Origin of the sequence: Clostridium sp. UBA871, from assembly GCF_002295255.1 — a bacterium.
Taxonomy (GTDB): Bacteria; Bacillota; Clostridia; order Clostridiales; family Clostridiaceae; genus Clostridium_J; species Clostridium_J sulfidigenes.
Genome location: NZ_DBFV01000004.1, coordinates 454,923 through 474,700 on the forward strand (window position 1 = coordinate 454,923; position 19,778 = coordinate 474,700).

The 19,778-nt window shown below is 29.5% G+C and carries 16 protein-coding genes and 1 other annotated feature; of the genes, 5 read left to right on the forward strand and 11 right to left on the reverse strand.

From position 1 onward, the window contains the following. Positions 1 to 190: 190 nt before the first annotated feature. The gene (locus B3086_RS08170) at positions 191 to 1,840 is read right to left on the reverse strand and encodes a carbon starvation protein A (RefSeq protein ID WP_346848058.1); all 1,650 of its coding nucleotides are present in this window, start codon (positions 1,838 to 1,840) and stop codon (positions 191 to 193) included. Between the two features lie 94 nt (positions 1,841 to 1,934). Continuing rightward, on the reverse strand, positions 1,935 to 2,447 hold the full coding sequence (locus B3086_RS08175) for a hypothetical protein (RefSeq protein ID WP_346878792.1): 513 nt from the start codon (positions 2,445 to 2,447) through the stop codon (positions 1,935 to 1,937). Between the two features lie 248 nt (positions 2,448 to 2,695). Here B3086_RS08175 and B3086_RS08180 point away from each other — a divergent pair, with 248 nt between their 5' ends. From B3086_RS08180 to B3086_RS08190, 3 genes are all read left to right on the forward strand, one after another. Next, the gene (locus B3086_RS08180; protein ID WP_346848056.1) at positions 2,696 to 3,931 is read left to right on the forward strand and encodes an aminopeptidase; all 1,236 of its coding nucleotides are present in this window, start codon (positions 2,696 to 2,698) and stop codon (positions 3,929 to 3,931) included. Positions 3,932 to 4,167: 236 nt separating this feature from the next. Further along, on the forward strand, positions 4,168 to 4,872 hold the full coding sequence (locus tag B3086_RS08185; RefSeq protein WP_346848055.1) for a response regulator transcription factor: 705 nt from the start codon (positions 4,168 to 4,170) through the stop codon (positions 4,870 to 4,872). 14 nt (positions 4,873 to 4,886) lie between these two features. Beyond that, entirely contained in the window at positions 4,887 to 6,710 is a 1,824-nt protein-coding gene (locus tag B3086_RS08190; RefSeq protein WP_346848054.1) for a HAMP domain-containing sensor histidine kinase, read from the forward strand. 61 nt (positions 6,711 to 6,771) lie between these two features. On the opposite strand, the gene B3086_RS08195 is transcribed toward B3086_RS08190, so the two are convergent. Next, positions 6,772 to 7,269, reverse strand: coding sequence for a metal-dependent transcriptional regulator (locus tag B3086_RS08195; protein ID WP_346848053.1), 498 nt, complete (start codon positions 7,267 to 7,269; stop codon positions 6,772 to 6,774). Between the two features lie 317 nt (positions 7,270 to 7,586). Here B3086_RS08195 and B3086_RS08200 point away from each other — a divergent pair, with 317 nt between their 5' ends. Continuing rightward, complete coding sequence (locus B3086_RS08200) at positions 7,587 to 7,853, forward strand: FeoA family protein (RefSeq protein WP_346848052.1); 267 nt, start codon at positions 7,587 to 7,589, stop codon at positions 7,851 to 7,853. 209 nt (positions 7,854 to 8,062) lie between these two features. Then, positions 8,063 to 10,222, forward strand: a complete 2,160-nt coding sequence (feoB, locus tag B3086_RS08205) for a ferrous iron transport protein B (RefSeq protein WP_346848051.1) — start codon at positions 8,063 to 8,065, stop codon at positions 10,220 to 10,222. Between the two features lie 61 nt (positions 10,223 to 10,283). Here the strand turns inward: feoB and B3086_RS08210 are convergent, their stop codons facing one another. From B3086_RS08210 to B3086_RS08245, 8 genes are all read right to left on the reverse strand, one after another. Next, a complete protein-coding gene (locus tag B3086_RS08210) occupies positions 10,284 to 10,910 on the reverse strand; it encodes a DUF3793 family protein (protein ID WP_346848050.1) in 627 nt (208 codons plus the stop codon). A 13-nt stretch (positions 10,911 to 10,923) separates the two neighbouring features. Then, entirely contained in the window at positions 10,924 to 11,337 is a 414-nt protein-coding gene (locus B3086_RS08215; protein ID WP_346848049.1) for a flavodoxin, read from the reverse strand. 256 nt (positions 11,338 to 11,593) lie between these two features. Continuing rightward, on the reverse strand, positions 11,594 to 13,204 hold the full coding sequence (locus B3086_RS08220; protein ID WP_346893178.1) for a CTP synthase: 1,611 nt from the start codon (positions 13,202 to 13,204) through the stop codon (positions 11,594 to 11,596). A gap of 393 nt (positions 13,205 to 13,597) precedes the next feature. Beyond that, the gene (asnA, locus tag B3086_RS08225) at positions 13,598 to 14,605 is read right to left on the reverse strand and encodes an aspartate--ammonia ligase (RefSeq protein ID WP_346848217.1); all 1,008 of its coding nucleotides are present in this window, start codon (positions 14,603 to 14,605) and stop codon (positions 13,598 to 13,600) included. Between the two features lie 124 nt (positions 14,606 to 14,729). Beyond that, positions 14,730 to 14,995: a binding site (T-box leader), on the reverse strand. Between the two features lie 119 nt (positions 14,996 to 15,114). Continuing rightward, positions 15,115 to 16,806: a peptide ABC transporter substrate-binding protein gene (locus B3086_RS08230; protein ID WP_346848047.1), complete on the reverse strand. Its 1,692-nt coding sequence runs from the start codon at positions 16,804 to 16,806 to the stop codon at positions 15,115 to 15,117. Between the two features lie 34 nt (positions 16,807 to 16,840). After that, the gene (locus tag B3086_RS08235) at positions 16,841 to 17,818 is read right to left on the reverse strand and encodes a dipeptide ABC transporter ATP-binding protein (protein ID WP_346891770.1); all 978 of its coding nucleotides are present in this window, start codon (positions 17,816 to 17,818) and stop codon (positions 16,841 to 16,843) included. Further along, on the reverse strand, positions 17,811 to 18,827 hold the full coding sequence (locus tag B3086_RS08240; protein ID WP_346891768.1) for an ABC transporter ATP-binding protein: 1,017 nt from the start codon (positions 18,825 to 18,827) through the stop codon (positions 17,811 to 17,813). The genes B3086_RS08235 and B3086_RS08240 overlap by 8 nt, the downstream gene beginning before the upstream one ends. 11 nt (positions 18,828 to 18,838) lie before the next feature. Next, positions 18,839 to 19,777, reverse strand: coding sequence for an ABC transporter permease (locus B3086_RS08245; RefSeq protein ID WP_346848044.1), 939 nt, complete (start codon positions 19,775 to 19,777; stop codon positions 18,839 to 18,841). Position 19,778: the final 1 nt, after the last annotated feature.

The window sequence follows — 19,778 nt, forward strand, 5'->3', positions numbered from 1 at the left end:
ACATAAATATTCTCCAGATGAAATACTCTTATGCAACTCTTACGTAATTTCACAACAAAATTTTATTATATATGTATATCGTTACATAATAAATATTCTATTATACCATAATAAAAGAGTCTATTAATTAATTCATAAATAGGCTCTTTTACTGTAGATATTACTTTTTATTTTCTATAAAATATGCTAACTACTTTAATATAGTCTTATTAACATTTTTCTTTGAATTATTATTTCGTATTAATGTGTTATACGCTTCTATTATTAAGACTATAGCAAGAATAAATAGTATTAGTGCAATTATACCTAATATATAATTGGGAGTTGATGAGAAAATATAATCTTTAATTAATAGACCTAAAGCAGATAATGTTACAATAAACATTAATACCATGGGTATAATTGTAACTAAAGCTTTCTTTCCACTCTTAGTAAGCCATGCTGTTATTGCTAAAAGTGCAAGAGCTGCTAAAAGTTGATTAGCGGATCCGAATATTGGCCATATCTTATTATATCCATAAAGGATTAAACCAAAGGAAGCTAAAACAGTTATTCCAGTTGATACATACATGTTTTTGCTTATAATATTCTTTTTACCACCTTTTCCCTCACATAACTCTTGTAAAATATATCTTCCAATCCTAGTAGCTGTATCTAAGCTTGTAAGCGCAAAAGCTGAAAAGCACAAAGTAACAAACACTATACCTACTTGTTGAGGTATTCCGAATCCACTCATAAAATTAGCAACACCATTTGCAAATATAACAGCAGGTGTACCTTCTGCTTTGGTTACATAGCCTACAGCTATGAGAGCTATAACAGCTACTATACCTTCAATTAACATAGAACCATATCCTATAAGTTTAGCATCCGGCTCTTCTCTATCAATCTGTTTAGATGTGGTGCTTGAGCTCACAAGAGAATGGAAACCTGAAATAGCACCACAAGCAACAGTTACAAACAAGAATGGGAATAGAGTTTTTCCACCCATATTAAAACCATTAAAAGCAGCTAATTCCATAGCAGGTCTTTTTATTACTATTCCAAGCAGAGCACCTATAATGATTCCGTATAGTAGGAATGAGCATAAATAATCTCTTGGTTGTAATAATAACCAAACAGGTAATGTAGATGCTAAGAAAATATATATTAGTAATAATATTTGCCATCCAAGCTTTGACAACTTAATAATTGGAAATATATATCCTATATAAATACAAAATAATAATAGCACTATCCCTATTACTGAAGCTACTGATAACTTAGCACCTTTTTTGAACACACTAAATCCAAAAATCACTGCTAATACAATAAATAGCATAGATGCTGTTCCAGCTTGAGCTCCCATCAAATTTTCTGGAATAGCAGGATCATAAGCAAAGGTAGATGCACAAATATCTGTAAAAGCTGCTACTACCAATACAATTGTGACCCATCCAAATATATTAAATAATTTTTTTCCTTTCTCTCCAATGTTTACTTTAATAACTTCACCTATTGTTTTCCCATCATGCCTTACAGATGCAACTAATGATCCAAAATCATGAACTCCGCCTATAAAGATACTTCCTATGATTATCCACAATAATACAGGTAACCATCCAAATATAGCCGCTTGGATAGGTCCTGTGATTGGACCTGCTCCAGCTATAGATGAAAAATGGTGTCCAAGTAATACCTTTGAATTTGTTGGACAATAGTCTACATCATCCCTTAGTGTATGTGCTGGAGTTTTTCTTTTGGGATCAATCCCAAATTTTTTAGCAAGAAAGGCTCCATAAGTCACATAGGCTACAATGAATATAGCTATGCAAATTAATAATAAAGCTAATGAATTCATACCAAAACCCCCTTTATATTTAAAACAAGGTCATAAAATTATAAACCTTATTTTTAACTAAGTTATATTAAACAAAGAAAATGCCGATTATAGATTAATTTATATTAACCTTATCGAAGGATAAACTGTCAATTATATCTTTAGATATTTTATTATGATATATTTCACCGTTATTCAAATCTACTACAATAAGCCTTAAAATACTCCATCCATAAAAACTCATTCTATAATTCTTAGTATAATTAAATCTTTTAATTTTTCTCATAATATCTTCATCATTTATGTTTTTAGTCACAAGTATTCCAGTTATGTAGGTAGTTTTATGATTCTTGTGTGGATTAACTATACTTACCGTGCATTTCTTAAGATAATTTATAAAATCATCTAAAAATTTCTCATCAACTCTATCTTCACTGACTACCAAACAATGTTCATTACACTCATATTCATCAATTATTTTATTTTCAGAAATAAAGCTTCTTCCAAATTTCATATTCCAAATTCCATAAATATCTATCCTTTTATTCATTAGGCTCTTATTTATTTCTAAATGAAAATTATTAGAAAATACTTTTGCAAGATGATTTAAATAAATTAATTTATCCATATATCCTCCTAAAATATGTTATACTTATTTTTATGCTGATTTTTAGTGATTTATAATAATTATGAAAAATAAATGTAAATATTTCAAAATTATATTTATAATATCTTTTTAACATAAAAACCTATACTATAAAATAATTTTGTATAGAAATTTAATAGTTTTACATATATAATAAAAATGATTAATAATTTACTTTATTAGAATAATTTAAAATTATTACGCAATTATTAAGGAGATGATCTGAGTATATGAAAATAAATGATGAGTTATTAAAAAAATATGCAAAACTTAGTGTATCAATCGGTGTAAACGTACAACCTAATCAAATTCTTGTTATAAAATCACCTGTAGAATGCGTTAATTTCACGAGAATGATTGTTGACGAGGCCTATAAAATTGGCGCAAAAGAAGTTGTTGTTCATTGGAGTGATGAAGAATGTGCTAAACTCAAATATCTCAACTCCCCTATAGATGTTTTTGAATCATATCCAGATTGGATGAAAGAATCCATGCTCACCTATGCTAAAGATGGAGCTTGCTTTTTAAGTATAAGTGCATCAAATCCTGAACTACTAAAAGATGTAGATCCTAAAAAAATTGTAGCTTCACAAAAATCCTCTAGCATAGCTACAAGAGAATTTAGCGAAAGACTTATGAGTAATAAAAATTCTTGGTCTATAATAGCTCTACCAACTAAAGGTTGGGCAACTAAAGTATTCCCTAATCTTTCTGAGGATGAAGCAATAAATAAACTATGGGGAAACATATTTAATATAGTACGTGTGGATCAAGAAAATCCAGTTAAAGCTTGGGAGGATCACAAGAAAAATTTAATTAAAAAAATAAACTACCTTAATGAGAAAAATTTTAAATATCTTCACTACACCAACTCTCTAGGTACAGACTTAAATTTAGAGCTTGTGGATAATCACCTATGGATAGGTGGTGCAGAATACACTCCAGAGGGAATAGAATTTATTGCAAATATGCCTACAGAAGAAATCTTTTCAATGCCAAAGAAAACAGGAGTTAATGGTAAGGTCTTTAGCTCAAAACCTCTAAACTATGGTGGCAACCTAATTAATAACTTCTCTCTTACCTTTAAAGATGGTAGAGTTGTTGATTTTGAAGCTAAAGAAGGCTATGAGTCCTTAAAGTCATTAATTGAAACTGATGAAGGATCTCATTTCCTTGGAGAAGTTGCTTTAGTTCCATTTAACTCTCCTATTTCAAATTCCAATATAGTTTTCTTTAACACTCTATATGACGAAAATGCTTCATGTCACTTAGCCTTAGGTAAAGCATATAACTTATGTGTGAAAGATGGATCAAACAAAACTACTGAAGAAGTGTTAGCTCTAGGCGGCAATGACTCTTTGACTCATGTTGACTTCATGATAGGAACCTCTGATTTAAATATTACTGGAATTGGCTTTGATGGTTCAAAATCCCCTATATTTGTAAATGGTAATTGGGCTATATAATTATTAAATATCACTATATAAATTTAATCTCATATATATGTTTTTATTATCAACTTCAATGTAACTTATAGATAATTTATTAAGTTAAAATTATCTATGAGTTATTCTTTTTTTAGTTAAAATTATAGTTATTATAATTAGTAATAAAGTTTTAATACTTTTTGTGTATTTATGTTGTAAAATATTAATTGTAAATCATAAAAAATGTTTAAAAATAAAAGGTGGTGCTCAATAGTATGTCAAATTTCAATATTTTAGTAGTAGATGATGAAGTTGAAATATGTAATGCTATAGAAATATATTTAAAGCGTGAAGGCTTAAACGTGTTAAAGGCTTACGATGGAATTGAAGCTCTTCAAATTTTAGAAGAAGAAAAGATTCATTTAATATTATTAGATGTAATGATGCCAAAACTTGATGGTATAAAGACATGTTTAAGAATTAGAGAAAATAGAAATATACCTATAATAATTCTGTCTGCTAAATCTGAAAATCTTGATAAGATTATTGGATTAAATAGTGGTGCTGATGATTATATAACTAAACCTTTTAATCATCTTGAACTTATAGCTAGGGTTAAATCTCAACTAAGAAGATATGAAAAACCTCTTGATATAGAAAATGTAAATTTAAAAGATAAAATTATAATTAAAGACTTAATTATTGATACAACCCTAAAATCTGTAACCCTAAGGGATGAGCCTGTAAAACTGACAGCTACAGAATATGGAATATTACTATTACTAGCTTCTAATAACGGTAAAGTTTTTTCTATAAAAGAAATATATGAAAATGTATGGAAAGCTCCATTTTACCATAGTGAGAATACAGTAACTGTTCACATTAGAAGAATGCGTGAAAAAATTGAAATTAATTCTAAAGATCCAGAATATATAAAAGTTGTCTGGGGAGTTGGATATAAAATTGAAAATCCTAGTTAAAGGAGGGTTAAACCTTGACTTCTACTATTAAAAAATTAATTAAAAAATGGATTAATGCCTCTAACGAAAATATAAATTTAATTGAAATACTGATAGTTTTTATTATAGGTATAACTGTTCTTCCAAAATTTCTTCAAATAACTCTATCTGATTATGATAATTATACCAATAGATATAGTTTTTATGGAACTGCTATTATTAACGAAAAAACTTTTAAGAATGAGATGTTACAAAATGATGTCATCAATTTCAGAGAAAATTTACTAAGTGTTACAGAAGGATTTTCAAAAATTCTCTATTGTAAAACTGATAATGATGCAAAAGTTATACAAAACTCCTTAGAAACTTCTCTTATTGGTGATATTGGAGTTTTACTGATTGATAAAACTAATAATAGGTGGTTTTCTAATAGAAATTGGTTTTCAGATTATCCCTTCAATGAACTTCCACCTAAAGATGCATTAATAAAATTATCTAAAGAAGATGATGTGGTAGTTTATAGTTCTAATAATTTATCCCATTATTCAGCTCCAAGAGGTTACTACAATGGTGCATATACCTCTCCTAATGCTGAATTAGAGGAACTTTACTTTATTCGTGGTGCTAAATATAGTAGTATGGCAAACTTCATAAGACTTAGATTTTATTTTTCTATTCCTCTATTAATTATATTTATGATTTTGTTAACTAAACAATTTTTCTGTATTAAAATTTTTGGAATAAAAAAATATATACGTATTTTTAACAATTTACTTATTTTTAGGCTAATAAAATCTATTAATATTTTTTTTGTAAGTATTAAGGATGTATTTAAAAACTTATTTTTCGATACTACACTATTAGGACTTTTTATATTTTGGGTAATGTATTTTCCACTATCCTATGTGTTTAATTCTAATGATTACTTTTTTTACTTCAACAGGAATCTTAATAGTTTCCTTATAAAATCAACTTTTTTTATAATTATAGCAAGTACATGTGTTAGATATTTAGAGAGCATAAATAATAAGAATAATTTAATCAAATATCTTAAAAAAATTGAAGATGGAGATATGGATGTAGATATAAATGCTAAAAATCTTGGTAATTTATCCAACTTAGCAATGGAAATAAACAATTTAAAGGTAAGCTATAACAAGAAAGTTGAAGAAGGAATTCGAAGTGAGAAGTTAAAAACTGAACTTATAACTAATGTATCCCACGATTTAAAAACCCCATTAACTTCCATAGTAAATTATGTAGATATACTTAAAGATGAATCCCTTGATAAAAGCGAAATAAAGGATTATGTTACCATTCTAGATAATAAATCAACTAAACTTAAAAAGCTTGTTGAAGACTTATTTGAAATGTCAAAAATGAACTCTGGACAAATTATTTTAAATAAAAGTGATGTAGATATTGTAGAACTAATTCATCAGAGTCTAGGAGAACTAAGCTTTTTAGGTGAAAATAAGAGTCTTACCTTTAAAGTAATTGGAAATAAAGATTGTCACCTACACCTAGATGGTGCTAGAATTTCAAGAGTTATGGATAACTTAATATGCAATGCTATAAAATATTCACTTGAAAACTCTAGAATTTATCTTGAAGTTATTGAATGTGAAAAAGAATGTGAGATAATAGTAAAAAATATATCAAAATATGATTTAGATTTTAATGAAGATGATATTCTTGAACGATTTGTTAGAGGCGATAAATCTAGAAATTCTACAATAGATGGTTCTGGTTTAGGCCTTGCTATTTCTAAAACTATAGTAGAACTCCATAAAGGTACTCTTAAAGTGAAATGTGACGGAGACTTATTTAAGGTAATAATTAAACTTCCTAAATCTTAAAATATAAAATTAGATAAACTTTACAAAGCTACCTTAAAGCTATAGCGTTTAGGTAGCTTTTTTATATTTCCTCAATATCTTCATTCTTATAGTACTTTTCTCTAAATGTTCTATACTCATCTAAAATATTTTTATTATCTTCTATAAAGCAATTAAATATATTTAAATTCTCTACAGTATCACTACCTACCACATGCTCAATTAACTCTGTTTCTATGAGTATATCACTATCAGAGCCTAAAAATTTCAAAAACTTTTCTATTGTATTATGTCTGCATAAAAGATATTTACCTACCTTTATACCAAGAGCAGTAAGTCTTATAATTCCATACTTTTCATAATCAATCAAACCTAGCTTACCGAGCTTCTGCATCATCTTGGAGGCTGAAGAATCCCTAACATTTAGCATTGCAGACAGCTTATTAAGTCTTATATAATCCTCCCCTTCCATAGTGCATCTATAAAGCATCTCTACATAATCTTCCATGGATGCAGTGATTAATCTATCATCAAATAGCTTCTGTTCATATGCTCTAACTGTATAAAATTTTTTATCCACTTACTTTATCCTCCATATTCTATAAATTATATTTTGTTCCTTAACAAATTTTCAACCTTCCATTTCTATTACATATTTATTTAGATTATAAACACTAAAATATAAATAATTAAAAACTATTAAATATTTCTACTTTATTTTTAAAATAGTATTTTTAAAATAGTATCATGAATATATAAATAATCATATGTTAGAGTAGGGAAAGATTTTTTCCCTACTCTAACTAGTTAAATATATGATTAATTAAAAATAATTAGAAGTACTATAACTTACTTAATTAATTATAAATACAAAAAGTTTAAAAGGAGATTAACAGTATGAATAAAAATTCAAATGTTTATATAGAGTCATCTAGAATATTACCCTTAACAGATTTATCTATGGGCAAAAAATGCAAAGTAAAAACTCTTACCTCTAGTGGATCTATAAGACGCAGAATGCTTGATCTTGGACTTATATCCAATACAGAAATAGAAGTTCTTAATCAAAGTCCTTCTGGTGATCCTGTAGCTTATTTAATTCGTGGAGCAGTAATTGCAATTCGTAAAGAAGATGCTTCTAACATATTAGTTGAAGCACTTTAATGTGGTAAGCCTACTAAAGCATTTCATTATAAGAATAAAAATATATTAGTTTTATTCTTATTTGCAAAACATTATAGGCTTCAGATAGAATAGTAACTTCATCTGAAGCCTATTACTAGACATTATGTAACACAATCTATGCTTACCCTAAACTTTTCATAATTATATAAGATTAAATAATACAATAATTTATTATAGGAGGTTTTTTAATGGGATTAACTAATCAATCTACCGGAGTTAGCGCTTTAGAAAAAGAACTTAATATAGATCGTGCTTCCCCCTCAGATAAAATAATTGCTCTAGCTGGTAATCCCAATGTAGGCAAGAGCACAATTTTTAATAGCTTAACTGGACTTAACCAACACACTGGAAATTGGCCTGGAAAGACAGTATCCAATGCACAAGGAAGATATACTCACAAGGATAAATCCTTTATACTAGTTGATATACCTGGAACCTACTCTCTTATGGCTAACTCTGTAGAAGAAGAGGTTGCTAGAGACTTTATCTGTTTCGGTAATCCTGATGCCACTATAGTTATCCTTGATGCTACTTGTCTAGAAAGAAACTTAAACTTAGCACTTCAAACTATAGAAATAACTAACAATGTAGTAATATGTGTAAACCTACTAGATGAAGCTAAAAGAAAAGGAATTAATGTAGACTTAACAAAACTTTCCTTACTTCTCGGTGTTCCTACTGTAGGTACTAGCGCTACCACAGGATATGGTCTTAAAGAATTAATGGATATAGTATATAATCTCACAAATAATGAAGTGCCTATAAATCCTATTAAAATTAAGTATGATAAAGTTTTAGAAGATTCTATCTCACTAATAGAACCAGAAGTAAAAATAGCTCTAAAAAATATAGCTTCTAAAATTAACCCTAGATGGATTTCTTTAAAATTATTAGAAAATGACCCTAGTCTAATTCAATCCTTGAATAAATATTTAAATATTAACATGCTAAATAATGAAATAATTAAAAAAAAGATAATAGAAGCAACTAATCTTTTAACTACTTATAACATAACGGGAGAACATTTTAGGGATATATTAGTAACTACTTTAGTAAGTAAAGCCGAAAAAATCAGCATGAAAGTGGTTACAAAAGAGAATTATAAATATAATATTACTGATAGAAAAATTGATAGAATTCTTACATCTAAAATATATGGAATACCTATAATGATTTTACTTTTATGTGTTGTTTTTTGGATAACAATTACAGGTGCTAATTACCCTTCATCCCTTTTATCTACTGCACTCTTCTGGATTGAAGATAGACTTAGTGTATTTTTACTAGGTTTAGGTGCACCCTGGTGGCTAGAAGGTGTTCTAATAAAAGGAATTTACAGAACCTTAGCCTGGGTTATTGCTGTAATGCTTCCTCCAATGGCTATTTTTTTCCCATTATTCACACTTCTTGAAGATTTAGGATATTTACCTAGAATAGCGTTTAATTTAGATAACTTCTTTAAAAAAAGCTGTGCATGCGGAAAACAAGCTCTTACTATGTGCATGGGATTTGGCTGTAATGCAGCAGGAATAATTGGATGCAGAATTATAGACTCCCCTCGAGAAAGGCTAATTGCAATTATTACAAATAATTTTGTACCTTGTAATGGACGTTTTCCAACTTTAATTGCTATAATCACCATGTTCTTTGCTGGCACTTTTGTTGGACCATCACAATCTATTATATCTTCATTAATTCTAACATGTGTAATCCTATTAGGAGTATTTATGACCCTAATGATATCCAAAATTCTATCTAAAACTATACTTAAAGGAGTACCATCATCCTTTACTCTAGAACTTCCCCCTTATAGAAAACCACAAGTGGGGAAAATAATAATCCGCTCTATATTGGATAGAACTCTATTCGTTTTAGGTAGAGCAGTTGTTGTAGCAGCACCTGCTGGATTAGTTCTTTGGATAATGGCTAATATTACAATTGGAAACTTTAGTCTACTAGCTCATTGTGCTAATTTTTTAAATCCCTTCGCCAATTTAATAGGCTTAGATGGTTATATATTAATGGCATTTATACTTGGTTTTCCTGCTAATGAAATTGTAATTCCTATTATTATTATGAGTTATACAGCCACTGGAAGTTTATTGGAATTTGATAGTTTAATTCAACTAAGACAACTTCTAACTTCAAATGGTTGGACATGGCTCACAGCATTAAATGTAATGTTATTTTCTTTAATGCACTGGCCATGTAGTACAACTTGTTTAACTATAAAAAAGGAAACTCAAAGCTTTAAATGGACCGCCATTTCCTTTGCAATTCCTACCATAACAGGTATTGTAATTTGTTTTACGATAACAACTCTAGTTCGAATTCTAGGCCTTGCTTAAACATTTAAATAAAAAAACAGAGTTTACACACTCTGTTTTTTTATTCATCTCTACTTTTGCCTTACCCATAAAAACTAAAATTATTTTCTATACTTTGCACTAAAGTACTTCCTTCAATTCCTTTAAATATAGAATTTACTGTATATTCTTTAACCTGATCATAAGATTGAAAAATTCTTTGAGCTGAAATACAGTCATTATACACTTTCCAATATCCACACAATAAACACTTCTTATCATTACAGTTAATAAAATCTTTCACGTCATTAATTGGTATTCCTAAAAAAATACCTAATTCATGTGGACAGTTAAATTCTTTATATCTATTTTTTAACACATTTAAATATTCTATAATAGTTCCATTTTCTGAATAGCCTAGACCTATTAAAAACTCTTTATTTTCTTCTTTCCCTATATATTTTTCAAGTAACCGCTGATTATAAATTAATACTACAATTGAATCATCAGATTCTCTTAGTTCTATAAAGTCAAGACCTATACTTTGAATAAACGCTTTTCCCATTGAACCCCAGTTGCTATATAAATTTCTATTATATTTTTTAAAAGTAATAGTAGCAGCTGGTTTAACCTTTGCAATCACCAATGAAGTATTATAAATTAAAAAGTTTTTAATATATTCTTCACCATTCATAGATTCTAACTTATTATAAAATTCTAAACATGTCATTTTCATTACCTACCTATAAAAGTGTTATTTTTTTACCAAAATTTATACATTCATCTTCATCTTCTGGTTCGCCACAAATTATTAAACAGTCCTCTTTTATTTCACATCCATAAGAAAGCATTCTATCTTCCCAATCTCTCATCCACTTTCCATCTCCCCAACCATAGGATCCAAATAAAACAACTTTCTTTTTAGATATTTTTGAAGATATCTCTTCAATAAAAGGTTCAAACTCAGATTCTTCTAATACTTCATCTCCCATAGATGGGCATCCTAATACTATTACATTTTCATCATCAAAGATGCTACTGTTAGCATTAGCAACATTGATTACTTCTGCATTTTTTCCTTCTTCTCTGATTCCTTTAGCAATTAATTCTGCCATTTTCTCTGTATTACCTGTACCTGACCAATAAACTATTTTCATAACACATCCTCCTTAATTGAAAATTATTCTCAATTAAATAATATCGGATCTTCGCGGTATTGTCAATAGTTTTTGATAATTATTCTCAATTGAATAGTAACAAATAAATCATAATCCTATTATGCTTGTATATGTATGGTTTTATACTTATTAAAGCTCTTTAAATAAATAATAAAAGGCATCTTTCTATTGAACTGCTATCAAATTTATAGATATCAGTTAATATTCTAGAAAAATGCTTCTTTTATTATTTATATTATTTACTTTCCTTATCTCTAATTGCAGCTCTTATAAATCCTTTGAATAAAGGATGAGGATTATTAGGTCTTGATTTCAATTCTGGATGAAATTGCACTGATACATACCACGGATGATCTTTTATTTCAACAATTTCTACCAATCTATCATCGTGGCTTGTCCCAGTAATATTCATACCTTTCTCTACTAATTCTTCTCTAAACTTATTATTAAATTCATACCTATGTCTATGTCTTTCATTTACCAATATTTCATCATATTCACTAGCCACTATTGAATTTTTGTCTAGTTTACATGGATATAAACCAAGTCTCATAGTACCACCTAAGTTTTCAATTTCTTGTTGATCTGCCATTAAGTCTATTACTGGATATTTTGTATTTGGGTCAATCTCAGAGCTATTAGCTCCTTCATATCCAAGTACATTTCTAGCAAATTCTATAACTGAACATTGCATACCTAAACATATCCCAAATAAAGGTTTTTTATTCTCCCTTGCCCACCTTATAGCTTCAATCTTGCCTTCTATTCCTCTATCTCCAAATCCCCCTGGTACTAATATCCCATTCACATCAGAAAAAATTTCATCCGAATTATATCTTGCTACCTCTTCTGCATTTATCCATTTCATTTCTATTATGCAATCATTAGCATATCCACCATGACTTAAAGCCTCAACTACAGAGATATACGCATCATGTAGTTCTACATATTTACCAACTAAAGCAATCTTAATTTTCTCATTTAAATTTTTAATTTTATTAACCATATTAATCCATTGTGAATTATCAATATCCGTACATTCTAAATTTAATCTTTCACATACTAACCTATCTAGACCTTCCTTATGTAACATTAAAGGTACTTCATATAAGTACTCTGCATCTAGATTTTGTATTACATTTTTACCTTCTAAATTACAAAACAAACCTATTTTTGCCTTCAATTCATCTGATATTTCCTTTTCAGCTCTACAAACTATTAAGTCTGGTTGAATTCCTATACTTCTTAATTCTTTAACCGAATGTTGAGTTGGCTTTGTTTTTAATTCACCAGCTTTTCCTAGATAAGGTACTAAAGTCACATGTATAAAACACACATTTTCCTTACCTACTTCATACTGAATTTGTCTTATAGCTTCCAAAAATGGTAAGGATTCAATATCTCCTACAGTACCACCAATTTCAGTTATTACCACATCTACTGCCTTTTCCTTTGTTACCCTACATATTCTTTCTTTTATCTCATTAGTTATATGAGGTATTACTTGAACAGTTCCACCTAAATACTCTCCTCTTCTTTCTTTAGATATGACTGACCAATAAATTTTACCAGTAGTAACATTGCTACTTTTGCTCAAATTTTCGTCAATAAATCTTTCGTAATGTCCTAAATCTAAATCAGTTTCAGCACCATCATCAGTAACAAATACTTCTCCATGTTGATATGGACTCATTGTTCCTGGATCTACATTTAGGTATGGATCAAACTTCTGTATTGTAACATTTAATCCCCTATTTTTTAAAAGTCTACCTAAAGATGCTGCTGTAATACCCTTTCCTAAGGATGAAACTACTCCACCTGTTACAAAAATATACTTACTATTCATGTTATCTTCTCCCATACAATTTATTTTTATATTTTATTAATTTACTATTGACTTTTAATCTCTACATTTGTATAATAAGAATTACCCCATAAATAATATGGGGTAGTCTGTACTTTTAACATAGAATTTATATTACCACACTTCCATATATATGGCTAGTGTTTTTTGTCATTTTATATATTTAATTTAATAATTAAATATATAAAATTATTGTTAGTATAAATCTAACTAATTTACATATTAATATGTGAGGCTATCTTAGAATAATAAAAAACATTCTAAGATAGCCTCACTTTTAACTATTTTTTAAATTAAAACACACTTTAATAATTAAATTTATTATGATTCATTTCTTCATCATATAAAAATTAAATATACAAATCCACTTATGAATTAAAGTAAATTTATATTATTTTCCTTACAAATTTTTATATTTTTTTCATCCCATGTAGTAGCTTGAACTTCACCAATATGAGCTTTGTTTAAAAAAAACATGCATATTCTTGATTGACCTATTCCTCCTCCAATTGTATATGGAAGTTCTCCTGCTAATAATCTCTTATGAAAATCTAGACGTCTTCTGTTATCATTACCTGATACTGTTAATTGATAATCAAGGGCTTTTTCATCTACTCTTATTCCCATTGATGAAAGTTCTACAGCCCTATCTAATAAAGGATACCAAAATAATATATCTCCATTTAAATTCCAATCATCATAATCCGGACTCCTACCATCATGCTTTTCTCCCGATTTTAACGCTCCACCTATTTTCATTATAAATACAGCGCCAAACTCCCTACAAATTTCATCTTCTCTTTCCTTAGAAGTAAAGTTTGGATAAATGTCTTCTAGCTCCTGAGTAGTTATAAAATGTATTTCATTTGGTAAAGGATTTTCTACCTTCATTAAATTTTTATCAACAAATTCTTGAGTTTTCTTAAATACCTTATAGATTTTTCTTACAATATCTTTTAAATATTCTTCATTTCTATCTTCTTTTTTTATTACCTTTTCCCAATCCCATTGGTCTACATAAACTGAATGTAAATTGTCTAGTTCTTCATCTCTTCTTATAGCATTCATATCTGTATATAATCCATCTCCAACTTGGAAGTTGTATCTATGAAGACTCATTCTTTTCCATTTTGCTAAGGAGTGTACTATTTCAACATTTTTTCCTGTAGCCAGCAAGTCAAATACTACCGGTCTCTCAACTCCGTTTAAATTATCATTTAATCCACTTTGAGAGTCCACAAACAGTGGAGCTGAAACTCTAGTCAAGCTAAGATTTTCTGATAAAGTTCTTTCAAAAAAATCTTTTATCTTCTTTATGTGTACTTCTGTTTCTATTAATGTGGCATTGGATTTATATCCTTTCGGAATAACAATCCCTTCTATCTTCATAATAATTCCTCCTTAGATTTTAAGTTTAAAGTTAAAGAGTTGATAAAGTTTTATGGGCCCATACTTTATCTTTTTTATTTATATATAATAAAAAAACTCTCATCCCTATATATAAATATAAAAGGACGAGAGTACTACTCACGTGTTACCACCTTAATTCATTGCTACTTTACAATAACAATCTCTTCAAGTACGTCAATTAATACAAATTGATTATACTCTAGCACTATATCGGGTGCAGATCCGGTACTGCCTACTGGTTGTTATCTTTCGGAGCACTGCTCAGAGATGTTATTCAAATCAACTTACTCTTCCACCTCTCAGCTTATGGGGAATTCTCTGTAAAGATACATTAATTTTACTTCTTCTCTTCAACGCTTTCTACATTTCATTTTTTTAAATAATATCACAATTAATTTATTTTGTAAAGCACTTTTAAAATGCTACCTCAAAATTTCTTTTGAGATAGCATTTTGATTTTAAAGTTCTTTTTATTTATTTAATTACTCTACATAAGCATCTCTAAATTCCATTTGTCCTAATGGTGATTTATAAGTTCCTTTAACATTTTTGTCTATACATAATACATTTGTATAATAGTATAGTGGTATAATTGGTGATTCATCCATTAAAATATCTTCTGCTTTGTGTAATAATTCTGTTCTCTTAGCATCATCTAACTCTACTTTAGCTTGAGCTATTAACTTATCATATTCTTTATTTGAATATCCTGCATTATTTTGTCCATTACCAGTTGTCCACATATCTAAGAATGTCATCGGATCATTATAATCTGCTATCCATCCATGTCTAGCCATAGAATATTGGAAATTATTCCTTGTATCTTGGAATACTGCCCACTCTTCATTTTTCAACTCTACATTAATTCCAAGATTTGTTTTCCACATATCTTGTACTGCTTGAGCTATATTTTGATGACCTTGATCTGTATTAAAAGTAAATGTTATTGTTGGTGCTCCTTCTCCATTTGGATATCCAGCTTCTTCTAGCAATTTCTTAGCTTCTTCAATATTTGCACCCTTTGATGAATAATCCTTTTGAAACTCTTTTCCTATTGAATCAAGAATACCTGCTGGAACATAGCTAGTTGCTGGTGCTTGACCACCTTGAGCTACCTTATCAACTATTAGTTGCCTATCTATAGCTAGTGATAAAGCTTTTCTGAACTTAGGATTACTTAATGCTTCAGCTGCTTTAGGGTCTACATCCTTAGCTTTGTCTGATACATTTATTACATAGAAGTACGTTCCTAAATAAGGATATATTTTTGCTGTTCCTTCATCTAGTAATGTAGGAATTTCAGCCTGAGGTGGTGATTCTATTACATCTATTTCTCCACTCTTAAAGGCATTTAAATAAGTTATTTGATCATCTATTAATTTTACTTCTAATGTTTCAAGTTTTACATTTTTAGCATCCCAATAATTTTCATTTTTTACAAATGTAATACTTTCTTTTTCTTTCCATTCAGACATCTTAAATGGTCCATTAGATATATATGTGTCTGGCTTTAATGTCCACTTTTCTTCATTTCCTTCTATAATATCTTTTCTAACTGGGAAATAAGTTGGAAAAGCTGCCAATGATAAGAAATATGGAACTGGAGATTCAAGAGTTACTTCTAAGGTGTTATCATCTATAACCTTTACACCTACATCCTCTGCTGTAGCAACCTTACCTCCTACTTTTTCCTGATTATAGTATGCAGCTCCATTTTTTATATAGAAAAGTTGATATGCATATTCTGCTGCCACTTTAGGATTTAATGCTCTCTTCCATGCATATTCAAAATCCCCAGCTACTACCGGTTTTCCATCTGACCATTTAGCATCCTTCCTTAAATGGAAAGTATATACAGTTCCATCGTCAGATACTTCATACTTTTCAGCAGTACCTGGTACTATTTTAGAATTTTCATCCTCTCTCATTAACCCTTCAAAAGCATTGTGAATTATTGTTGAACCATCTACTGCTGAATTTAGTTGTGGATCAATAGTTTTAGGATCTGCACCTAAATTATATACTATTTTTTGTTCTACTGTTTCTTCTACCACAGGCGTATTGCTATCACCAGGTTTTTCTCCTTCATTTCCTTTAGTCTTAGTACATCCTAAAAGTAATGTACCTGTCATTATTGCAGTCATTATCAGTGCCATTATTCTAGTTTTCTTCATTCATTGACCTCCTTATTAAATTAATTAATTTATTTTAAAATAAATGACAAGCTACGCAATGACCAGGAGATACTTCCTTTAAAATTGGCTCCTCTTCACCACAGATTTGTTTTGCATATTTACATCTAGATTTAAATCTACATCCTGGTGGGGGATCAATTGGAGATGGAATATCTCCCTCTAAAATTATTCTTTGTCTTCTTTTAGCCTCATCCGGATCAGGAATTGGAATTGCAGATAATAATGCATTAGTATAGGGATGGATTGGTTTACTATATACCTCATTACTCTCTGCTATTTCAACTAATTTTCCTAAGTACATTATTCCAACTCTATTGGATATATGCTTAACCATGGATAAATCATGAGCTATAAACAAGTAAGTTAAGCCAAAATCATTTTGCAAATCCTCAATCATATTAATTATCTGAGCTTGTATTGATACATCAAGGGCAGAAATAGGTTCGTCACAAACAATAAACTCTGGATTAACTGCAAGAGCTCTAGCTATTCCGATTCTTTGTCTTTGACCTCCTGAAAACTCATGTGGATAACGATTTAAATGATTTTGATCAAGCCCTACTTTATCTAAAAAATACTTCACTTTTTCTTCTCTTTCTTTACCTTTACATATTTTATAAATATCTAATGGTTCACCAATAATATCTCCAACGGTTAGACGTGGATTAAGTGATGCATAAGGATCTTGAAATATCATCTGCATCTTTTTTCTATAAGATAGCATCTGCTTATTAGTTAGCTTACCAATCTCTTCATTATCATAAAATATCTCTCCAGCAGTAGGATTATATAATTTTAATAGAGTCCTACCTAAAGTTGTTTTACCACATCCCGATTCTCCTACTAGGCCTAAAGTCTCTCCTTTTTTTATTTGAAGAGATACCCCATCAACAGCCTTTAGTATTCCTTTATTCTTACTAAAAATTGATTTCTTAGTATTGAAATATTTACATAGATCTTTTATTTCTATTAGTTTCTCCATGCTACTCATCTTCCTTCCTCCTCTTCAATGGAGTTTCAACCTTTGGTGCCCTATTATCATTTAACCAACAAGCAGATTTATGTCCTGGAGTTATTTCATAATATTCAGGTCTATGTTCTTTACATACTTCCATAGAATATTTACATCTAACATAAAATGGACATCCCTTTGGAGGTTTAAATAAATCTGGTGGTTGACCATCTATAGGTCTTAATCTTTCTCTTACCAAGGTATTAGGATTAGGAACACTTTCCATAAGACCCCAAGTATATGGATGTTTAGAATTATAGAATATATCCTTTACAGTTCCTTGCTCTATAATAAGACCTCCATACATTACATTCACATTATCACAAATATCTGCAACAACTCCCAAATCATGTGTAATAAGAATTATAGATGTATTTAGTTTTTCCTTTATATCCTTCATTATCTCTAAAATTTGTGCTTGTATCGTAACATCTAGTGCAGTAGTTGGTTCATCAGCTATCAATAGCTTGGGATTACAAGTTAATGCCATAGCTATCATAACCCTTTGTCTCATACCCCCAGAAAACTCATGTGGATATTGCTTCATTCTGCTTTCAGGACTAGGTATACCAACTAAGTGTAATAATTCTACAGCTTTTTTATGCGCTTCTTCTTTAGTCATCTTCTTATGGATTCTAAGCGGCTCCATAATTTGATTTCCTATAGTCATAAGCGGATTCAAAGAAGTCATAGGATCTTGGAAAATCATGGATATGTCATTTCCTCTTATGGTAGACATATCTTCCTCACTGATAGCTACTATATCCTTATCTTCAAATCTTACTTTCCCCTCTTTTACTTTACCATTATCATCTAAAAGCCTCATAATAGACATCATTGTAACACTTTTTCCACTACCAGATTCTCCAACTATACCCATAACTTCACCATGTTCTAGATTAAATGAAACTCCCCCTACAGCTTGCACTTCTCCAAATTGAGTATAGAAAGATGTTTTTAAATTATTTACTTCTAACAAATTACTCATCCTTCCACCCCCTACTTTTTAATCTTTGGATCTAGAGCATCTCTAAGCCCATCACCAAGCATATTAAATGAAAAAATTGTTATACATATAGCCAACGTCGGAAATAAAAGCTGATACGGATATAATCTTAAAGTAGATAAAGCATCACTAGCTAAAGTTCCCCATGATGCAAGTGGTGGTACTAATCCTAATCCAATAAAACTTAAAAAAGCTTCTGAAAATATTGCAGTTGGTATTTGCAGTGTGAGAGTTACTATAATTGGACCTAAACAATTTGGAATTAGATGTTTAAATAGTATTCTCTTACCTTGAGCTCCTAAAGTTTTAGCAGCTAAAATAAATTCTTGTTGTTTAAGCTGAAGTATTTCTGCCCTAACAATTCTAGCCATACCTATCCAATAAGAAATAGCCAATGCTACAATAATATTGAATAAACCACCTTTTTCAAGAATGACCATTAATAGTATTACATATATTGTCATAGGTATAGAAGATATTATATCTACAATTCTCATCATAATATTATCTACCCATCCACCTATAAGTCCAGCAATTCCACCATATACTATACCTATAACCAAATTAAGTATAGATGCCACAAAACCAATTATTAAAGAATATCTAGCACCATACATAACCCTTACAAACAAATCTCTTCCTAGTGAATCTGTTCCAAACCAATGCTCTGCAGACGGTCCTTGGTTAGTAAGCATTAAGTTATTTGTCGTATAATCATGTTTAGAAAACCAAGGAATAAATATAGCTCCTAGAGTTATAAGAATAACAAAGATAAGCCCTACTATTGCTAACTTATTTTTTTTAAGTTTTCTCCACGAATCTTTCCAATAAGATACACTTGGCCTATTTATTGTATCCTTTTGTTTACTACCTTCATCTACAAAGACAAAATCCTTTTCTAAAATTTCATTAATTTCTTCATTAAATTCCATA

Coding starts and splice junctions, on each gene's coding strand:
- B3086_RS08200 (WP_346848052.1), top strand. CDS start 7,587: ATGAATAAAAATTCAAATGTTTATATAGAGTCATCTAGAATATTACCC.
- B3086_RS08185 (WP_346848055.1), top strand. CDS start 4,168: ATGTCAAATTTCAATATTTTAGTAGTAGATGATGAAGTTGAAATATGT.
- B3086_RS08245 (WP_346848044.1), bottom strand. CDS start 19,777: ATGGAATTTAATGAAGAAATTAATGAAATTTTAGAAAAGGATTTTGTC.
- B3086_RS08180 (WP_346848056.1), top strand. CDS start 2,696: ATGAAAATAAATGATGAGTTATTAAAAAAATATGCAAAACTTAGTGTA.
- B3086_RS08235 (WP_346891770.1), bottom strand. CDS start 17,818: ATGAGTAGCATGGAGAAACTAATAGAAATAAAAGATCTATGTAAATAT.
- B3086_RS08230 (WP_346848047.1), bottom strand. CDS start 16,806: ATGAAGAAAACTAGAATAATGGCACTGATAATGACTGCAATAATGACA.
- B3086_RS08175 (WP_346878792.1), bottom strand. CDS start 2,447: ATGGATAAATTAATTTATTTAAATCATCTTGCAAAAGTATTTTCTAAT.
- B3086_RS08240 (WP_346891768.1), bottom strand. CDS start 18,827: ATGAGTAATTTGTTAGAAGTAAATAATTTAAAAACATCTTTCTATACT.
- B3086_RS08170 (WP_346848058.1), bottom strand. CDS start 1,840: ATGAATTCATTAGCTTTATTATTAATTTGCATAGCTATATTCATTGTA.
- B3086_RS08215 (WP_346848049.1), bottom strand. CDS start 11,337: ATGAAAATAGTTTATTGGTCAGGTACAGGTAATACAGAGAAAATGGCA.
- B3086_RS08210 (WP_346848050.1), bottom strand. CDS start 10,910: ATGACATGTTTAGAATTTTATAATAAGTTAGAATCTATGAATGGTGAA.
- feoB (WP_346848051.1), top strand. CDS start 8,063: ATGGGATTAACTAATCAATCTACCGGAGTTAGCGCTTTAGAAAAAGAA.
- B3086_RS08220 (WP_346893178.1), bottom strand. CDS start 13,204: ATGAATAGTAAGTATATTTTTGTAACAGGTGGAGTAGTTTCATCCTTA.